This window comes from Streptomyces sp. NPDC110618 (assembly GCF_055657065.1).
This window is the reverse complement of sequence record NZ_JBVKBN010000014.1, coordinates 1-16,611: the sequence shown is the minus strand read 5'-3', so window position 1 is coordinate 16,611 and position 16,611 is coordinate 1. Positions and strand designations below refer to the sequence as shown.

Annotated in this window: 16 protein-coding genes; 8 read left to right on the top strand and 8 right to left on the bottom strand. The window is 70.4% G+C overall.

What is annotated here, in order from left to right:
• Positions 1-58: 58 nt before the first annotated feature.
• Complete coding sequence (locus ACZ7L7_RS23315) at positions 59-1,465, bottom strand: family 2B encapsulin nanocompartment shell protein (RefSeq protein WP_285510179.1); 1,407 nt, start codon at positions 1,463-1,465, stop codon at positions 59-61.
• Positions 1,466-1,621: 156 nt separating this feature from the next.
• Between ACZ7L7_RS23315 and ACZ7L7_RS23310 the strand changes: the two genes are divergently transcribed.
• On the top strand, positions 1,622-2,539 hold the full coding sequence (locus ACZ7L7_RS23310; protein ID WP_453607471.1) for a 1-aminocyclopropane-1-carboxylate deaminase/D-cysteine desulfhydrase: 918 nt from the start codon (positions 1,622-1,624) through the stop codon (positions 2,537-2,539).
• Between the two features lie 22 nt (positions 2,540-2,561).
• Here ACZ7L7_RS23310 and ACZ7L7_RS23305 read toward each other — a convergent pair whose 3' ends face one another.
• On the bottom strand, positions 2,562-4,157 hold the full coding sequence (locus ACZ7L7_RS23305; protein ID WP_453607474.1) for a Na+/H+ antiporter: 1,596 nt from the start codon (positions 4,155-4,157) through the stop codon (positions 2,562-2,564).
• 83 nt (positions 4,158-4,240) lie between these two features.
• Here ACZ7L7_RS23305 and ACZ7L7_RS23300 point away from each other — a divergent pair, with 83 nt between their 5' ends.
• From ACZ7L7_RS23300 to ACZ7L7_RS23290, 3 genes are all read left to right on the top strand, one after another.
• Complete coding sequence (locus ACZ7L7_RS23300; RefSeq protein ID WP_285510182.1) at positions 4,241-4,501, top strand: UBP-type zinc finger domain-containing protein; 261 nt, start codon at positions 4,241-4,243, stop codon at positions 4,499-4,501.
• Positions 4,502-4,759: 258 nt separating this feature from the next.
• A complete protein-coding gene (locus ACZ7L7_RS23295; RefSeq protein WP_004925829.1) occupies positions 4,760-5,173 on the top strand; it encodes an ATP-binding protein in 414 nt (137 codons plus the stop codon).
• 17 nt (positions 5,174-5,190) lie between these two features.
• Complete coding sequence (locus ACZ7L7_RS23290; protein ID WP_453607478.1) at positions 5,191-6,273, top strand: RNA polymerase sigma factor SigF; 1,083 nt, start codon at positions 5,191-5,193, stop codon at positions 6,271-6,273.
• A 9-nt stretch (positions 6,274-6,282) separates the two neighbouring features.
• Here the strand turns inward: ACZ7L7_RS23290 and ACZ7L7_RS23285 are convergent, their stop codons facing one another.
• Positions 6,283-6,717: a hypothetical protein gene (locus ACZ7L7_RS23285; protein ID WP_471427695.1), complete on the bottom strand. Its 435-nt coding sequence runs from the start codon at positions 6,715-6,717 to the stop codon at positions 6,283-6,285.
• Positions 6,718-6,862: 145 nt separating this feature from the next.
• On the opposite strand from ACZ7L7_RS23285, the gene ACZ7L7_RS23280 reads away from it, so the two are divergent.
• Together ACZ7L7_RS23280 and ACZ7L7_RS23275 are read left to right on the top strand one after the other, a co-directional pair.
• The gene (locus tag ACZ7L7_RS23280; RefSeq protein ID WP_472077004.1) at positions 6,863-7,831 is read left to right on the top strand and encodes a diacylglycerol/lipid kinase family protein; all 969 of its coding nucleotides are present in this window, start codon (positions 6,863-6,865) and stop codon (positions 7,829-7,831) included.
• A gap of 319 nt (positions 7,832-8,150) precedes the next feature.
• Positions 8,151-8,408 carry a WhiB family transcriptional regulator gene (locus ACZ7L7_RS23275; protein WP_003992873.1) on the top strand — a complete coding sequence of 86 codons (258 nt, stop codon included), beginning with the start codon at positions 8,151-8,153 and terminating at the stop codon, positions 8,406-8,408.
• Positions 8,409-8,619: 211 nt separating this feature from the next.
• Here ACZ7L7_RS23275 and ACZ7L7_RS23270 read toward each other — a convergent pair whose 3' ends face one another.
• Together ACZ7L7_RS23270 and ACZ7L7_RS23265 are read right to left on the bottom strand one after the other, a co-directional pair.
• The gene (locus ACZ7L7_RS23270) at positions 8,620-10,086 is read right to left on the bottom strand and encodes a sensor histidine kinase (protein ID WP_285510719.1); all 1,467 of its coding nucleotides are present in this window, start codon (positions 10,084-10,086) and stop codon (positions 8,620-8,622) included.
• Positions 10,087-10,516: 430 nt separating this feature from the next.
• On the bottom strand, positions 10,517-11,149 hold the full coding sequence (locus ACZ7L7_RS23265) for a TetR/AcrR family transcriptional regulator (protein ID WP_285510186.1): 633 nt from the start codon (positions 11,147-11,149) through the stop codon (positions 10,517-10,519).
• A 93-nt stretch (positions 11,150-11,242) separates the two neighbouring features.
• Between ACZ7L7_RS23265 and ACZ7L7_RS23260 the strand changes: the two genes are divergently transcribed.
• Positions 11,243-11,995 carry an SDR family oxidoreductase gene (locus ACZ7L7_RS23260; RefSeq protein ID WP_472077001.1) on the top strand — a complete coding sequence of 251 codons (753 nt, stop codon included), beginning with the start codon at positions 11,243-11,245 and terminating at the stop codon, positions 11,993-11,995.
• A gap of 119 nt (positions 11,996-12,114) precedes the next feature.
• Positions 12,115-12,900, top strand: a complete 786-nt coding sequence (nagB, locus tag ACZ7L7_RS23255; RefSeq protein WP_285510188.1) for a glucosamine-6-phosphate deaminase — start codon at positions 12,115-12,117, stop codon at positions 12,898-12,900.
• Positions 12,901-13,199: 299 nt separating this feature from the next.
• On the opposite strand, the gene ACZ7L7_RS23250 is transcribed toward nagB, so the two are convergent.
• From ACZ7L7_RS23250 to ACZ7L7_RS23240, 3 genes are read right to left on the bottom strand one after another with little or no spacing between them, the layout of a single operon-like run.
• The gene (locus ACZ7L7_RS23250; protein ID WP_471427701.1) at positions 13,200-14,675 is read right to left on the bottom strand and encodes a glycoside hydrolase family 3 protein; all 1,476 of its coding nucleotides are present in this window, start codon (positions 14,673-14,675) and stop codon (positions 13,200-13,202) included.
• A 9-nt stretch (positions 14,676-14,684) separates the two neighbouring features.
• Positions 14,685-15,515 carry a carbohydrate ABC transporter permease gene (locus ACZ7L7_RS23245; RefSeq protein WP_285510190.1) on the bottom strand — a complete coding sequence of 277 codons (831 nt, stop codon included), beginning with the start codon at positions 15,513-15,515 and terminating at the stop codon, positions 14,685-14,687.
• Positions 15,512-16,510 (bottom strand): carbohydrate ABC transporter permease, encoded by a 999-nt coding sequence (locus ACZ7L7_RS23240; protein WP_285510191.1) that lies wholly within the window; start codon positions 16,508-16,510, stop codon positions 15,512-15,514. The genes ACZ7L7_RS23245 and ACZ7L7_RS23240 overlap by 4 nt, the downstream gene beginning before the upstream one ends.
• Positions 16,511-16,611 lie beyond the last annotated feature (101 nt).

Here is a 16,611-nt window from a genome sequence, read left to right as displayed (position 1 = left end):
CGTACCCCAAGGGTGTACCCGCCCCGAAGGGCGGGGACACCGGTTGCCGGGGGCTGGGTCACCGCCAGCGCCCGATCTCGACGTTCTCCAGCACGCCGAGCGCGTCCGGGACCAGGACCGCGGCCGAGTAGTACGCGGTCACGAGGTACTTGATGATCGCCTGTTCGTTGATGCCCATGAACCGCACCGACAGGCTGGGCTCGATCTCGTCCGGGATGCCGGCCTGCTGCAGACCGATGACGCCCTGCTCGGCCTCGCCGGTACGCATGGCGATGATCGAGGTGGTACGGGCCTCGGTGACCGGGATCTTGTTGCACGGGAAGATCGGCACGCCGCGCCAGGTGGGGATGCGGTTGCCCGCCATGTCGATGGTCTCGGGGACAAGCCCGCGCTTGTTGAGCTCACGCCCGAAGGCGGCGATGGCCCGCGGATGAGCGAGGAACAGCTTGGTGCCGCGGCGCCTGCTGAGCAGCTCGTCCATGTCGTCGGGGCTGGGCACCCCGTCGTGCGGCTGGAGCCGCTGGTCGTACTCGCAGTTGTTGAGCAGGCCGAACTCGCGGTTGTTGATCAGCTCGTGCTCCTGGCGCTCCTTGAGCGCCTCGACGGTCAGCCTGAGCTGCTGCTCGGTCTGGTTCATCGGCTGGTTGTAGAGGTCGGCGACCCTGGAGTGGATGCGCAGCACCGTCTGGGCGATGCTCAGCTCGTACTCGCGGGGGCTGGCCTCGTAGTCGACGAAGGTGTGCGGGATGTCCGCCTCACCGCTGTGGCCGGCGGCGAGATCGATCTCCTTCTCGCCGTACTTGTTGGCACGCTGGGCGGGGATCGCGCGGTGCGCCGTGAGGTGCTCGCGGAGCGCCTCGGAGCGCTCGGCGACCTGTTCGACGTCCTGCCGGGACAGCACGAGGAGGGTGCAGCCGGTGACCGTGCGGACCGTGTACTCCCAGATGGCGTCCTCGCCGAGCAGGGCGTGGTCGCCGAGGTAGGCGCCGTCCGCCAGCACGCCCAGCGACTCGTCGTCGCCGTAGGGACCGGTGCCGATCTTCTCGACCCGGCCGTGCGCCAGCAGATAGACCTCGTCGGCGGGGCTGCCGAAGGAGGCGAGCACCTCTCCCGCGGCGAGCTCGCGCTGACGGCAGCGGCGGGCGAGCTCGGTGAGCACGTCCAGGTCCTCGAAGTCCCGCAGCGGGGGCAGCTCGCCCAGCTCGGCGGGGATGACCTCGACCTGGTCACCGGTCTTCACGAAGGTGACGCGGCCGTCTCCCACGGCGTAGCTGAGGCGGCGGTTCACCCGGTAGGTACCGCCCTGCACATTGACCCACGGCAGCATCCGCAGCAGCCAGCGCGAGCTGATCTCCTGCATCTGGGGTGCCGACTTGGTGGTGGTGGCCAGGTTCCGCGCGGCGGCAGTGCCGAGACTCTGCTGCGGCCTGCTCTCGTCAGTGCGGATCTCTTCGCCTACCGACATAAGGAATTGCCCTCCCGGTCATGCACCGGCACCGATCGCGCCGGGCATCGAATCGCAGGACCAAGCCTTCCTTACACAGAGTGCTGGTGCTATTACACGAAAGAGCGGGAATGGATCACCAGCCGCTTGGGCACGCGGGCATTGCGAACCGCCATCATGTTCGACAATGGTGCCGTGACCAGCCTCGACGCCCTTCAGCCCCGGCTCCCCTCGCCGCTTGAGGAGATCGTGGACGAACGATTCGCCCGGCGCGGGGTGCGGCTGCTGCTCAAGCGCGACGACCTGATCCACCCGGAGCTGATCGGCAACAAGTGGCGCAAGCTCGCGCCCAACCTCACCGCGGCGGCCGGCCGCACGGTTCTCACCTTCGGCGGCGCCTACTCCAACCATCTGCGCGCCACGGCCGCCGCGGGCCGCCTGCTGGGCCTGGAGACCGTGGGGGTGGTCCGGGGCGACGAACTGGCCGGCCGCCCCCTCAACCCCTCCCTCGCCCGCTGCGCCGCCGACGGCATGCGCCTGCACTTCGTCGACAGATCGACGTACCGGCGCAAGACCGAGCCGGACGCCCTCGCCGCGCTCCTGCGGGAGGCGGGCGCCGAAGAGGCGTACGTCGTCCCGGAGGGCGGCAGCAACGTCCGTGCCGTGCGCGGCTGCCGGGCCCTCGGCGAGGAGCTGCGCGGCCACTGCGACGTGGCCGCGGTCGCCTGCGGCACCGGCGGCACACTCGCCGGACTGGCCGCGGGTCTCGGCCCCGGCCGGCGGGCGCTCGGCGTGCCCGTGCTCAAGGGCGGTTTCCTGACCCGGGAGATACGGGCCCTGCAGCACGCCGCGTTCGGCGGCCGGCGCGGGGACTGGTCCCTGGACGAGCGCTTCCACTTCGGCGGCTACGCCCGGACCGGGCCCGAACTGGAGTCCTTCGCCGCCGACTTCGAGGACCGGCACGCCGTCCCCGTGGAGCGCCTGTACGTCGCCAAGCTGCTGTACGGGCTGCTGACGCTCGCCGAGGAGGGCGCCTTCGCGCGCGGGACGACGATCGCGGCGGTCGTCACGGGACGGCCGTTCCCGGTGTCCTGACCTGCTCCTCAGGGACGTCTCCTCACCCCTCCTCGCGGAAGGCCGCCGCCTCCTCCAGGTCCAGCCTTCGCAGCAGGGTGCGCAGCATCTCGTCGTCGATGTAGCGGCCGTCCCGGAGCTTGACGAAGACCTCGCGCTCGGCGCTGATCATCTCCCGGGAGAGGCGGCGGTAGGTGTCGTCGACCGTCTCCCCGGTGACCGGGTTGACCTGGCCGAGGCGCTCCCAGACGGCGTTGCGGCGGCGTTCCAGGACGCTGCGCAGCCGTTCGGCGAGCGGGGGCGGCAGGGCGTTGCGCTCGTCGGCGAGGAGCTCGTCGAGGCGCTGCTCGGCGGCGCGGGACGCCTGTGCCTGCGCGTTGGCCTCGGCGAGGGTCTCGGCCTGCACGTCCCGGCCGGGCAGCTTCAGCAGCCGGATCAGCGGGGGCAGGGTGACGCCCTGGACGACGAGGGTGCCGATGACCGTCGTGAAGGTGAGGAACAGGATCAGATTGCGCTCGGGGAACTCCTCGCCGCCGTGCACGGTGAGCGGGATGGAGAAGGCGATGGCCAGCGAGACCACGCCGCGCATGCCCGCCCACGCGATGACGAACGGCGCCTTCCAGGTGGGGTTCTCCTCCCGCTCCCTGATCCGGGCCGACAGCATGCGCGGCAGGAAGGTCGCCGGGTAGACCCAGACGAACCGGGAGGCGACGACGACCAGGAAGACGGCGATCGCGTACGCGGCGGCGCGTCCTCCCTCGTACTCGCCGAGTCCCTTGAGGACGACCGGCAGCTGGAGTCCGATCAGCGCGAACACCGCTGATTCGAGGACGAAGGCAACCATCTTCCACACGGCCTCCTCCTGGAGGCGGGTGGCGAAATCGACCTCCCACGCGCGGTGCCCCAGCCACAGCGCGACGACCACCACGGCGAGCACTCCGGAGGCGTGCACCTGCTCGGCGACCGCGTAGGCCACGAACGGGATCAGCAGCGAGAGGGTGTTCTGCAGCAGCGCCTCCTTCACATGGATGCGCAGCCAGTGGATCGGCACCATGAGCAGCAGGCCGATGCCGATGCCGCCGATCGCCGCGACCAGGAACTCGGCGATCCCGCCCGCCCAGGTGGCGCCCTCGCCGACGGCGGCCGCGACCGCGACCCGGTAGGCGGTGATGGCGGTCGCGTCGTTCACCAGGGACTCGCCCTGGAGGATCGTGGTGATCCGCGAGGGCAGCCCCACCCGGCGGGCGACGGCTGTGGCCGCGACCGCGTCGGGCGGCGCCACCACCGCGCCCAGCACCAGGGCCGCGGTCAGCGGCAGCCCGGGGATGAGCAGATAGGCGGCCCAGCCGACCACGAAGGTCGCGAACAGCACGTACCCGACCGACAGCAGCGCCACGGGCCGCATCTGGGCCCGCAGGTCGAGATAGGAGCTGTCGGTGGCGGCGGTGTGCAGCAGCGGCGGCAGGACGAGCGGCAGCACGATGTGCGGGTCGAGGGTGTACTCGGGAACGCCGGGCAGGTACGACACCACCAGACCCACCGCGACCAGCAGCAGCGGCGCCGGGACCGGGGTGCGCCGGGCGGCCGCGGCGACCGCGGCGCTGCCCGCCACCAGCAACAGCAGCGGCATCACGTCCATGGCCTCGCCCGCTCTCCTCGTCGCCGTCCGCCCCGCCGATTTTTCCGCGCAGCCTTGCACACGCCCGTCGTAACCTGGCAATCATGAAACAGTGCACGCATGCCGACGTGCTGCCGCACCCGGAACCAGGTCCGCTGACCGAGACCTGTCCGGAGTGTCTGGCGGACGGCACCCACCCGGTGCAGCTGCGGCTGTGCCTCAGCTGCGGTCACGTCGGCTGCTGCGACTCCTCACCCGGACGGCACGCCACCGCGCACCACAAGGAGTCCGGGCATCCGATCATGCGGACCTTCGAACCGGGTGAGGACTGGCGCTGGTGTTTCGTGGACCACGTCCTGGTGTGACGGCACGACTGCGCATCCGGACGGTTCGAGTGCGGGCGGCCTGGGTACGTCAAACCGGCGCGCGCTCTTCCCAATTGGGCTCACAGACCCCCTAGCCACGGAGCGTATCCGTGTGTTTACTATGAGTGACAGCATGGGGTTGGGGTCCTGGGGACAAGAAAGTTCGGAGCGCGATAGCGTCACCGCTGAACCACACATCGCGTTACCCCGAGGGGCGACCCTCGGCCCCGAAAAGCTTGTACCACCTTGGAGGTGAGGGTGTCCCAGATCGCAGGCGAGCCCGCGACCCAGGACTTCGTGGAAGTCCGGCTGCCGGCTGCGGGTGCCTACCTGTCGGTGCTGCGTACGGCGACTGCCGGCCTCGCGGCCCGTTTGGACTTCACCCTCGACGAGATCGAGGACCTGCGCATCGCGGTGGACGAAGCGTGCGCGATCCTGCTTCAGCAGGCCGTGCCCGGCTCGGTGCTCAGTTGCGTCTTCCGGCTCGTCGACGACTCGCTGGAGGTCACCGTCTCCGCACCGACCACGGACGGTCACGCACCGTCACGGGATACCTTCGCCTGGACCGTGCTGTCCGCGCTGGCGGGCAAGGTCTCCTCCGCCGTGGACGAGGACAAAACCGTTTCGATCAGCCTCTACAAACAGCGCGGCGCGGGACCCGGGCCGGCGTGAGGGACGGGGACGGGCCGGTGCGGGACGAAGAGCGCGGCACACGGGAGCTGCCGGCCGAGAACGCCGACAACGCGGTCGCTCCGGGCGGTTCCCGACACCTGGCGGACGGCGTGGACGGCATTCCCGAGCAGGCCAGGCCGCATCCTGAGGACGACGCGGCCGGCGCCCCGGAAGTACCGGACGGCGCCGCACAGGGCTCGCCTCGCCAGAGGCGGAACGGGGGCACCCCCGGCCGGGCTGAGACAAGGGCTCGACAGAGGGCGACGGGCGGGACGATGAGCGAGCACGAGCGAGACGACGAACAGGGCGTGCCGGCCACGCAGCACGAGACGCCGGTGCGTGAGCCGCAGGACCGCAGCGGGGCGCGCGCCATGTTCGTCGAGCTGCGCGGGCTGAAGGAGGGCAGCCCCGAGTACGCGGAGCTGCGCAACAAGCTGGTACGGATGCATCTGCCGCTCGTCGAGCACCTCGCCCGCCGTTTCCGCAACCGCGGCGAGCCGCTGGACGACCTCACACAGGTCGCCACCATCGGTCTGATCAAGTCGGTCGACCGCTTCGACCCGGACCGCGGGGTGGAGTTCTCCACCTACGCGACCCCGACGGTCGTCGGCGAGATCAAGCGGCACTTCCGCGACAAGGGCTGGGCGGTGCGCGTCCCGCGCCGGCTGCAGGAGCTGCGCCTCGCGCTGACCACGGCGACGGCGGAGCTGTCCCAGCAGCACGGCCGCTCCCCGACGGTCCACGAGCTGGCCGAGAAGCTGGCCATCTCGGAGGAGGAGGTGCTGGAGGGCCTGGAGTCCGCCAACGCCTACTCGACGCTCTCCCTGGACGTCCCCGACACCGACGACGAGTCGCCGGCCGTGGCGGACACCCTGGGCGCGGAGGACGAGGCGCTGGAGGGCGTGGAGTACCGCGAGTCCCTCAAGCCGCTGCTGGAGGATCTGCCGCCGCGCGAGAAGCGCATCCTGCTGCTGCGGTTCTTCGGCAACATGACCCAGTCGCAGATCGCGCAGGAGGTCGGCATCTCCCAGATGCACGTCTCGCGGCTGCTGGCCCGCACGCTGGCCCAGCTGCGGGAGAAGCTGCTGGTGGAGGAGTAGGCCGCGCGCCTACTGGGAGGCGTTGCCGGGCCCCCGGATGCCGAGGGCCCGGGTGGTCTCGGCGTTCACCAGCAGCACCAGCGCGGCGACGGCCACCACCGCGAGGGCGATCCCGGCGGGGATGGCCATGCTGTCGGCCTGGAGCAGGTTGTAGGCGACGGGCAGCGCCAGGATCTGGGTGATCACGGCCGGGCCGCGCGACCAGCTGCGCCGGGCGAGCAGTCCGCGGGCGGCGAGCAGCGGCAGCAGGGCGAGGACCATCAGCGTCACTCCGCCGGTGATCGCCTGCCGCCGGTCGTCCGGGTCCCCGGTCACGCCCAGGACGAGGATCCAGATCCCGCCGGCCACCAGGGCGAGCCCTTCCAGTGCGGCGAGGGCCGCCGCGTACGTCAGCCGCCGCGGGCGGGGTCCGGCTTCCGGGGCGGGGTTCTGCTCAGCACTCACCCCAGCAGGGTATCCGTCGCCAGGCCCGCCCCCTCGGGCGCCCGGCGTGTGCGCGGGCGCCCGTGGCGAGGTTCACGCACCGATTCTCATATTGGATCTCTGTTCGGTGTGGGCTCGGTACCCCCCAGTAGGTACGCTGCCCTTCATGCGTGCACTTCTCGTGGTCAATCCGGCGGCAACCACCACAAGCGCACGTACGCGCGATGTCCTGATCCACGCGCTCGCCAGCGAGATGAAGCTGGAGGCGGTCACCACCGAGTACCGCGGCCACGCCCGCGACCTCGGACGGCAGGCCGCGGAGAGCCAGGACGTCGATCTCGTCGTCGCCCTCGGCGGCGACGGCACCGTCAACGAGGTCGTCAACGGACTGCTGCACAACGGCCCCGACCCGGAGCGGCTGCCGCGGCTCGCGGTGGTCCCCGGCGGCTCCACCAATGTCTTCGCCCGCGCCCTCGGTCTGCCGAACGACGCGGTGGAGGCGACCGGCGCACTGCTGGACGCGCTGCGCGAGGGCAGCGGGCGGACGGTCGGCATGGGTATCGCCTCGGGGACGCCGGGCACCGAGGACGAGGGCGTCCCGGCCCGCTGGTTCACCTTCTGCGCGGGGCTCGGCTTCGACGCGGGTGTGGTCGGCCGGGTGGAGCAGCAGCGCGAGCGGGGCAAGAAGTCCACGCACGCCCTCTATATGCGGCAGGCGCTGCGCCAGTTCCTCCAGGAGCCGAACCGCCGGCACGGCACGATCACCCTGGAGCGGCCCGGTGTCGAACCGGTGACCGATTTGGTGCTCTTCATAGTCTGCAATACCGCTCCGTGGACCTATCTGGGCAATCGCCCGGTGTACGCGTCACCTAAGGCCTCGTTCGATACCGGGCTGGACGTACTCGGTCTCAGCCGTATGTCCACGCTCGCGGTTGCCCGGTATGCGACCCAGTTGCTCACTTCGTCCCCCGAGCGGGGCCCGCACGGCAAGCACGCCGTCTCACTGCACGACCTGGACCAGTTCACCTTGCATTCGAAGGTCCCACTGCCCCTTCAGATGGACGGCGACCACCTGGGACTGCGAACGAGCGTGACGTTCACAGGCGTACGCCGTGCACTGCGTGTGATTGTGTGAGCAGAACCGGCTAAAGTCCTTTCACTCGAACGTTTAGGCCAGGGTCCACCCCATGGAAGTACGGCTGTGACCTAGTCGACACCGAGGAATCAAAAAAAACTTTCCGGAAGGGGTTGTATCCGCCGCTGAGGTTTGCGAGTCTCTACGTGGCGATCGAGACAGCCCGCAACACCGGCTCCACAGATCACCGGAACCCCTCTTCAAACCACAGGACCACGCCAGGGAAACCTGACGGTCGGCCCTTCACTTGTTGAGGGATTCGTGAAAGCGTTCACATTCACAAGCAACTTGCACGTAATACCAAGGAGAGGTAGCAGCCATGGACTGGCGTCACAACGCCGTTTGCCGCGAGGAAGACCCCGAGCTCTTCTTCCCCATCGGCAACACCGGTCCTGCGCTGCTGCAGATCGAGGAAGCCAAGGCCGTCTGCCGCCGCTGCCCGGTTATCGAGCAGTGCCTGCAGTGGGCGCTTGAGTCCGGCCAGGACTCCGGCGTCTGGGGTGGTCTCAGCGAGGACGAGCGTCGCGCCATGAAGCGCCGTGCCGCCCGCAACAGGGCCCGTCAGGCCTCCGCCTGACCCACCCACCCCGCCTGAGCTTGGCGGCGCGTACAGCGAGTACGCATCTCCCGCCCCCGAGCCGCAGCGCGCAGTACCCGATGCGCTTAGCAAGAGCAGCACGAGCTTTTGGCCCCGGACCTTTCGGTCCGGGGCTCATTGCTTTTCCGGGTCCTACGCTTTCGGGGGTCCTACGCTTTCGGAACCCTCACGAAGCCCCGGCCGGTACGGCCTACTTGTGCGCCCGCACCGGAATGTCCAGGATCACCTGCGTACCGCGCTCCGGGGCCGGGACCATGTCGAACGTCCCGCCCAACTCCCCCTCCACCAGGGTCCGTACGATCTGCAGACCGAGGTTGCCCGCGGTGTGCGGGTCGAAGCCCTCCGGCAGTCCCACGCCGTCGTCCTGGACGGTGACCAGGAGGCGGGCCTCCTTGGTGGTGCCGCCGCGGACCGCGGAGACCTCGACGGTTCCGGTCTCGCCCTGGCGGAAGCCGTGCTCCAGCGCGTTCTGGAGGACCTCGGTCAGCACCATCGACAGCGGTGTGGCGACCTCGGCGTCCAGGATGCCGAAGCGTCCGGTGCGCCGGCCGGTGACCTTGCCGGGCGAGATCTCGGCGACCATCGCCAGCACCCGGTCGGCGATCTCGTCGAACTCCACCCGCTCGTCCAGGTTCTGGGAGAGCGTCTCGTGCACGATCGCGATCGAGCCGACCCGGCGCACCGCCTCTTCGAGCGCCTCCCGGCCGCGGTCCGAGTCGATCCGCCGGGCCTGGAGGCGCAGCAGGGCGGCGACCGTCTGGAGGTTGTTCTTCACCCGGTGGTGGATCTCCCGGATGGTGGCGTCCTTGGTGATCAACTCGCGTTCGCGGCGGCGCAGTTCGGTGACGTCGCGAAGCAGGACGAGCGAACCGATGCGGGTGCCCTTGGGCTTGAGCGGGATCGCCCGGAACTGGATCACCCCGTCGTCGGACTCGATCTCGAACTCCCGGGGCGCCCAGCCGCTGGCCACCTTGGCGAGCGCCTCGTCCACCGGTCCGTGGGTCGGGGCGAGTTCGGCGGTGGTCTTGCCCAGGTGGTGGCCGACCAGGTCGGCGGCGAGGCCGAGGCGGTGGTAGGCGGACAGGGCGTTCGGGGAGGCGTACTGGACGATGCCGTCGGCGTCGAGGCGGATCAGGCCGTCCCCGACCCGGGGCGAGGCGTCCATGTCGACCTGCTGGTTCGCGAACGGGAAGGCTCCGGCCGCGATCATCTGCGCCAGGTCCGAGGCGCTCTGCAGATACGTCAGTTCGAGGCGGCTCGGGGTGCGCACGGTGAGCAGGTTGGTGTTGCGGGCGATGACACCGAGGACCCGGCCCTCGCGTCGTACCGGGATCGACTCGACGCGGACGGGGACCTCCTCGCGCCACTCGGGGTCGCCCTCGCGCACGATGCGGCCCTCGTCGAGGGCGGCGTCCAGCATGGGGCGGCGGCCGCGCGGGACGAGGTGGCCGACCATGTCGTCCTGGTAGGAGGTCGGGCCGGTGTTGGGCCGCATCTGGGCCACCGACACATACCGGGTGCCGTCGCGGGTGGGGACCCACAGGACGAGGTCGGCGAAGGACAGGTCGGAGAGCAGCTGCCACTCCGAGACGAGCAGGTGGAGCCACTCAAGGTCGGACTCGTCGAGAGCGGTGTGCTGGTGGACCAGCTCGTTCATGGAGGGCACGGGTGCGAGCGTACCCGGCGGTCTGTGCGGCTCCGAAACGGACGGCCGGCCGTCGCGGCCCGTACGGCCGAAGGGGCCCGGAAACACCCGCGGGCCGCGGCGCCTGGGAGGGACCCTCAACCCTCCCGGCACCGCAGCCCGGAGCAATATCGGCCGTGGGGTGTGCGGTCCCGGTCGGCCGAAGGATGAGGAGCCGGGGCAGTCAGGGCAGAGAGCCTCGGTTCCTCCGTCCGTCTTCCTGTGCGGGGAAGACGGAAGCTGCTGCGCGTCCTCGTATCACATGGACTCTCCACACCATTGTGGACTAGACCACTCGACGTGTCCATGCGTTGAAGGATGTTCGTTGTTGTGACGCCCGATGCGGGCCGCGCCACCAGCTCGGGCGCTCCGACATCCACCACGAAGCCTAACCCGTGTGGGTTCATGTGCGGGGCCAGATGGACAGGGCAATTTCCGCCAGCGCCGTCAACTCCGCGCGGCTCGCGCCGTCGCGCGCCTGCTGGGACATGCCCTGGACGACGGCGCCGGTGTGCCGGGCGAGCGCCCGGGCGTCGGTGTCCGCGGGAAGACGGCCCGCGGCGATGTCCGCGCGGATCCGGCTCTCGACCGCGGCGATGACCGCGTTGCGCTTCTCCCGCAGGTTCTCCTGCACTTCAGGGGTGGTGCAGTTGGTGGCGGCGTGGGCGTACAGGCAGCCCTGCGGGCGGCCGGGAGCGGTGTAGCACTCGGCGGCCTCGCGCAGGATGCGCGCCACGGCGGCACGGGCGGTGGGCTCCTCGGCCAGAGCGCGCTCGCCGAAGGCCGCGTAGCGCCGGCCGTACTCGGTCACGACCTCGTCGAACAGGGCCCGCTTGTCGCCGAAGGCCGCGTACAGGCTGGGGGCACCGATGCCCATGATCCGGGTGAGGTCGGAGACGGAGGTGGCCTCGTAGCCGTGCTCCCAGAAGGCCATCAGCGCCTTCTCCAGCGCGGTCTCGCGGTCGAAGGAGCGGGGCCGGCCCCGTCGGCCGACGGGGGACGCGGGGGTGGCTCGGGGGTCTTGGGTGCGCTCCATGGGGTGAATTCTATAGCGGGCACTAGAGAAAGAATCCCGTCGTGCGCTACGGTCTTTCTGTAGCGATCGCTAGGCAAATCTGGGGGGTGCGGCATGGGTGTGCTCACGGGTAGGACGGCGCTGGTCACGGGGGCGAGCCGGGGGATCGGGCGGGCGGTGGCCGAGCGGCTGGCCCGCGACGGCGCACGGGTGGGCGTGCACTACGGCAGCAGCGAGGCGGCGGCGAGGGAGACGGTGGCCGGGATCGAGGCGGCGGGCGGCAGCGCCTTCGCCGTCCGGGCGGTGCTGGGGGTGCCCGGGGACGCGCAGGCACTGTGGGAGGCGTTCGACCGGCACACGGACGGGGTGGACATCCTGGTGAACAACGCGGGCGCGGCCACCTTCGCGACCGTCGGCGACACCGACGAGCACCTGTACGACAGGGCGCACGCGCTCAACGCCAAGGCACCGTTCTTCATCGTCCGGGAGGGGCTCGGGCGGCTGCGGGACGACGGCCGGATCATCAATGTCACGGCGGCCACGGACTTCGGCATACCCGCCATCGCCGCCACGCATATGGCCAAGGGCGCGGTGACCGCGCTGACCCGGTCGCTCGCGGTCGAGCTGGCGCCGCGCGGCATCACGGCCAACTCCGTGGCGCCGGGGTTCATCGACACCGACCTCACCGCCCCGGTACCGGCCGATCCCGGGATGCGGGCGCACGCGGAGTCGGTCTCGGTGTTCGGGCGGGTGGGGACGGCGCAGGAGGTGGCCGACGTGGTCGCCTTCCTGGCCTCGCCGGACTCGCGCTGGATGACCGGGCAGCATCTGGACGCGACGGGAGGGTCACTGCTGAGCCTTCAGTAGCCGGGCCCGGGCGCCGCGTTCGCCTGGGAGGGAGGGCCCTCCTCTGTTAGATTGGTCTAAACCACACAGCCCTTCTCGGGTACCGGTTGAGTCCCCTCTTCAGATCGGCAGGCCCCAGCGTGGAAGTTGTCATCGTTCCGGACGCCAAGTCGGGTGGCGAGCTCATCGCCGACGCCATGGCACGGCTGCTGCGGCGCAAGCCCGACGCCCTGCTCGGGGTGGCGACGGGCTCGACGCCGCTGCCCATCTACCAGGCTCTGACGGCCAAGGTGCGGGCCGGTGAGGTGGACGCCTCGCGGGCCAGGATCGCCCAGCTCGACGAGTACGTGGGGCTGCCCGCCGAGCACCCGGAGTCCTACCGCTCGGTGCTGCGGCGCGAGGTGCTGGAGCCGCTCGGGATCGGCATGGACGCGTTCATGGGCCCGGACGGCACCGCCGAGGACGTCCAGGCGGCCTGTGAGGCGTACGACGCGGCGCTGGCCGAGGCCGGGGGCGTGGACCTGCAGTTGCTGGGGATCGGGACCGACGGGCACATCGGGTTCAACGAGCCGTGCTCCTCGCTGGCCTCACGGACCCGGATCAAGACGCTGACCGAGCAGACCCGGATCGACAACGCCCGTTTCTTCGACGGGGACATCGAGCAGGTGCCGCACCACGTCATCACCCAGGGCATCGGCACGATCCTGGAGGCGCGGCACCTGGTGCTGCTGGCCACGGGTGAGGGCAAGGCGGACGCCGTCGCCGCGACCGTGGAGGGCCCCGTGGCGGCCGTCTGTCCCGCGTCGGCGCTGCAACTGCACCCGCACGCCACGGTCGTCGTCGACGAGGCCGCCGCGTCCAAGCTGAAGCTGGCGGACTACTTCCGCCACACCTACGCCAACAAGCCGGACTGGCAGGGAATCTAGGGTCTGTCGTCGCATTCCCGTCGTCCGCCCGGAGGGCGGGCCGCGCGGCGTCCGGTGCGTGCGATCGCAAGGCGCCGGAGTGCCCGCGTGGCGGAGTCACGTGGGCACTCCGGCAACGCGGCGAGCGCGCGTGCCAGGCGTCGCGCGGCAGGCGGGAATGCGACGACAGACCCTAGGGCAACCCCTGGATCAGACCCCTGCGGGTCGACCCCGGATCGAACCGGGGTCGACCCGGGTACAAGAAAGGCGCCGGTCCTCCCCCATCCAGGGGACCGGCGCCTTTCTGCTGGGGACACGGGCTAGCGGCCCGTGATGTACTCCGCCGCCGCTCGGCCGCAGGCGCGGGCCGCGCCGTGGGTGGCTATGTGCAGGGCGCCGCGGGGGGCGGACTGGGGGACGCCCATCTCGACCACGATGGTGTCGGGGCGGGCGCGCAGCAGGGTGTCCAGGGCTTGGGCCATCCACGGGTGGCGGTGCTCGTCGCGGACCACGGCCACGATCCGGCGCTCCCCCGCCGCCTTCAGGGCCTCCTCCGCCGCGGACGCGTCCGTGCCGGTGGTGGTCTCCGTGCCGGGCAGCAGCTCGGCCAGGTCGGCGCCGACGCCCCACGGGGTCTCGTCACCGACCGCGATGTTGGCAACCGGGCTCAGGGCGACCACCTGGACGGGCTCGGTGACCGGGGTGTGCCCGACGGCCGGGGTGACGCTCAGGGCGCGGCGGGCTGCGACCATGCCGACGTCCGACGGCTCGGTGTCCGGCGCGAAGGCCGCGCCCGCCGTCCAGCGGGCCAGGGCCCGGACCCGTTCCGCCGCGTCCGCCAGCCGCTCCTCGGGGAGTTCTCCCGTGCGTACGGCGGTGACCAGGGCGTCGCGCAGGCGCCGTACCGTGTTCTCGTCGTTGAGGCCGCCGCCCACGCAGATCGCGTCGGCGCCGGCCGCGAGGGCGAGGACGCTGCCGCGCTCGATGCCGTAGGTGGCGGAGATGGCCTGCATCTCCATGCCGTCGGTGACGATCAGTCCGTCGTAGCCGAGTTCGCCGCGCAGCAGGTCGGTGAGGATCGGCCGGGACAGGGTGGCCGGGCGGGCGGCGTCCAGGGCCGGGACCAGGATGTGCGCGGTCATGATCGCCCGTGAACCGGCGGCGATGGCGGCGCGGAACGGGACCAGTTCGCGTTCGGGCAGCACGTCGAGTCCGACGTCGATGCGCGGCATCGCCTCGTGCGAGTCGACGGCGGTGTCGCCGTGGCCCGGGAAGTGCTTGGTGCAGGCGGCCACGCCCGCGGCCTGGAGGCCGGTGACGTAGGCGGCGGTGTGCCGGGCGACCAGGTCGGTGTCGGCGCCGAAGGAGCGCACCCCGATGACCGGGTTGGCGGCGTTGGAATTGATGTCCGCGGACGGGGCCCAGTTGAAGTTGACCCCGCACGCGGCGAGACGGCGGCCCAGCTCGTGGGCGACCTCGCGGGTGAGGTCGACGTCGTCGACGGCGCCGAGGGCATGGTTGCCCGGGAAGGAGGAGCCGGTGCGCACCTCCAGCCGGGTCACGTCGCCGCCCTCCTCGTCGATGGCGACGAGGACGTCCTCGCGCTCGGCGCGCAACTGCGCGGTGAGCGCGGCGACCTGCTCGGGCGTGGCGATGTTCCGGCCGAACAGGCCGACCGAGGCAAGGCCCTCGCCGATCCGGCGCAGCAGCCAGTCGGGGGCGGTGGTGCCGGGGAAGCCGGGCTGGAGGACGGTGAGCGCGTCCCGCGTCAACGTATCGCTGGCGAAAGTCGTCATCGGGTGCGGTTATCCCTTCACGGCGCCGGCGGTCAGGCCGCTGACGGCCCGGCGCTGGAGGAAGACGAAGAGGATGAGGATCGGCACGGCGAACAGGGTCGAGGCGGCCATGGTGGCACCCCAGTCGTTGCCGAAGACCGTCTGGAAGCTGGTCAGCCACAGCGGCAGGGTCTGTGCCTCGGCGTCCTTGTTCAGCACCAGCACGAGGGCGAACTCGTTCCAGGCGGTGATGAATCCGAACATCGAGGTGGCCATCAGGCCCGGCGCGAGCAGCGGCAGGATGACCCGGCGGAACGCCTGGATCCGGGTGCAGCCGTCGACCATCGCCGACTCCTCCAGCTCGGCCGGCACGGCGGCGACGAAGCCGCGCAGGGTGAGGATGGTGAACGGGAGGATCATCATCGTGTAGAAGGCGGTCAGCGGGACGAGGCTGTTCAGCATCGAGGCGTCCCGGACGATCATGTACATTGCGATGATCATGACTTCCCAGGGCGCCATCTGGGCCAGCATGAAGCCGATGATGAAGCCGCGCCGCCCCTTGAACCGCATCCGCGCCAGGGCGAAGGACCCGGCCAGCGCGATGACGAGGGAGAACACGACGGCGAGGACCGTGACGGTCAGCGAGTTGGTGACGAACGTCCAGAAGTGGTCCGCGCTGGTGGCGGTCTTGAAGTGCTCGAAGGTGACGTCGGTGGGGAACCAGACCGGGTCCTCGGAGATGATGTCGCCGGTCGGCTTGAACGCCGTGGCGATCATCCAGTACACGGGGAAGACGAAGCCGATGAACAGGACGACGGCCGTGGCGTTGGGCCAGATGCGACCGAAGAGCGTGCGCTTCACAGCCCGGCCTCCTCTTCTTCCTTCTCTTGCTTGAGCACGATCCGCAGGTAGTACGCGGTGAGACCGACCATGATCAGGATGGTCAGGAAGGCGATGGCGGCACCCATGCCGTAGTGCTGGTTGCCGACGCCCTCGATGTAGGCGTACACGGGGAGGATCTCGGTGAGGCGGTCGGGGCCGCCCTGGTTGAAGGTGTACACCTGCACGAACGCCTTGAAGATCCAGATGATCTCCAGGAACGTGGTCGCGTAGAGGAAGGGCCGCAGGAACGGCAGCGTGACCGTGGTGAAGCTCTTCCAGGCGCCGGCGCCGTCGAGGGAGGCGGCCTCGTACAGCTCGTTCGGGATGGTGGTCGTGGCGGCGTAGAGGTTGATCGCGACGAACGGGATGGACATCCAGACGATCAGCACGGTGACGACGAAGAACGTCGACATCTGGTCGCTGGTCCAGCTGTAGTCGGCCATGGAGTGCCAGCCGAGCTTGTCCAGCACCCAGTTGACCACGCCGAAGCGCTGGGCGAAGAGCCACTGGTAGACGGTGGTGGCGGCGACCACGGGCATCGCCCAGGCCAGCACCAGGCCGATCATCAGCGTGAACCGCATGCGCTTGCCGAGCCTGGCCAGCAGCAGGCCGACCAGCCCGCCGAGGAGCATGGTCAGGGCGACGTTGACCGCCGTGAACAGGATCGAGCGGAGGGTCACCCGCCAGAAGTCCTCACCGGTGAGGACCTCGGTGTAGTTGTCGACGCCGTTCCACTCGGTGACGTGCTGGATCAGCTGCGCCATGTTGAGGTTCTGGAACGACAGCAACAGATCCTTCAGCAGCGGCCAGCCGAGCAGCAGCACGGTGGCCGCGACGGCGGGCAGCAGCAGAAGGTAGGGGGCGAGCGCGCCGATGCGGGACGCTCTCGGGTTCGGCCTGCCGGATCCTGCGCCGTCCGCCTGCTTGCGGACGTCCGCCGGGCCGGAGGGCGGCCGTTCGGTCTGCACGGTCATGCTCGCCCTACCTTCTTGAGTGCATCCCGTGAGTTCGCGACTCTGGGACTGCGCGGGTGGGGCAGGGATGGTTTTCATGCTGGCTGCCTCCGATGGCTCAG

Bases quoted from the DNA above. Each gene is read 5' to 3' on its own strand.
- ACZ7L7_RS23315 (WP_285510179.1), bottom strand. From the start codon at position 1,465: ATGTCGGTAGGCGAAGAGATCCGCACTGACGAGAGCAGGCCGCAGCAG.
- ACZ7L7_RS23310 (WP_453607471.1), top strand. From the start codon at position 1,622: ATGTTCGACAATGGTGCCGTGACCAGCCTCGACGCCCTTCAGCCCCGG.
- ACZ7L7_RS23305 (WP_453607474.1), bottom strand. From the start codon at position 4,157: ATGGACGTGATGCCGCTGCTGTTGCTGGTGGCGGGCAGCGCCGCGGTC.
- ACZ7L7_RS23300 (WP_285510182.1), top strand. From the start codon at position 4,241: ATGAAACAGTGCACGCATGCCGACGTGCTGCCGCACCCGGAACCAGGT.
- ACZ7L7_RS23280 (WP_472077004.1), top strand. From the start codon at position 6,863: ATGCGTGCACTTCTCGTGGTCAATCCGGCGGCAACCACCACAAGCGCA.
- ACZ7L7_RS23275 (WP_003992873.1), top strand. From the start codon at position 8,151: ATGGACTGGCGTCACAACGCCGTTTGCCGCGAGGAAGACCCCGAGCTC.
- ACZ7L7_RS23270 (WP_285510719.1), bottom strand. From the start codon at position 10,086: ATGAACGAGCTGGTCCACCAGCACACCGCTCTCGACGAGTCCGACCTT.
- ACZ7L7_RS23265 (WP_285510186.1), bottom strand. From the start codon at position 11,149: ATGGAGCGCACCCAAGACCCCCGAGCCACCCCCGCGTCCCCCGTCGGC.
- ACZ7L7_RS23260 (WP_472077001.1), top strand. From the start codon at position 11,243: ATGGGTGTGCTCACGGGTAGGACGGCGCTGGTCACGGGGGCGAGCCGG.
- ACZ7L7_RS23250 (WP_471427701.1), bottom strand. From the start codon at position 14,675: ATGACGACTTTCGCCAGCGATACGTTGACGCGGGACGCGCTCACCGTC.
- ACZ7L7_RS23240 (WP_285510191.1), bottom strand. From the start codon at position 16,510: ATGACCGTGCAGACCGAACGGCCGCCCTCCGGCCCGGCGGACGTCCGC.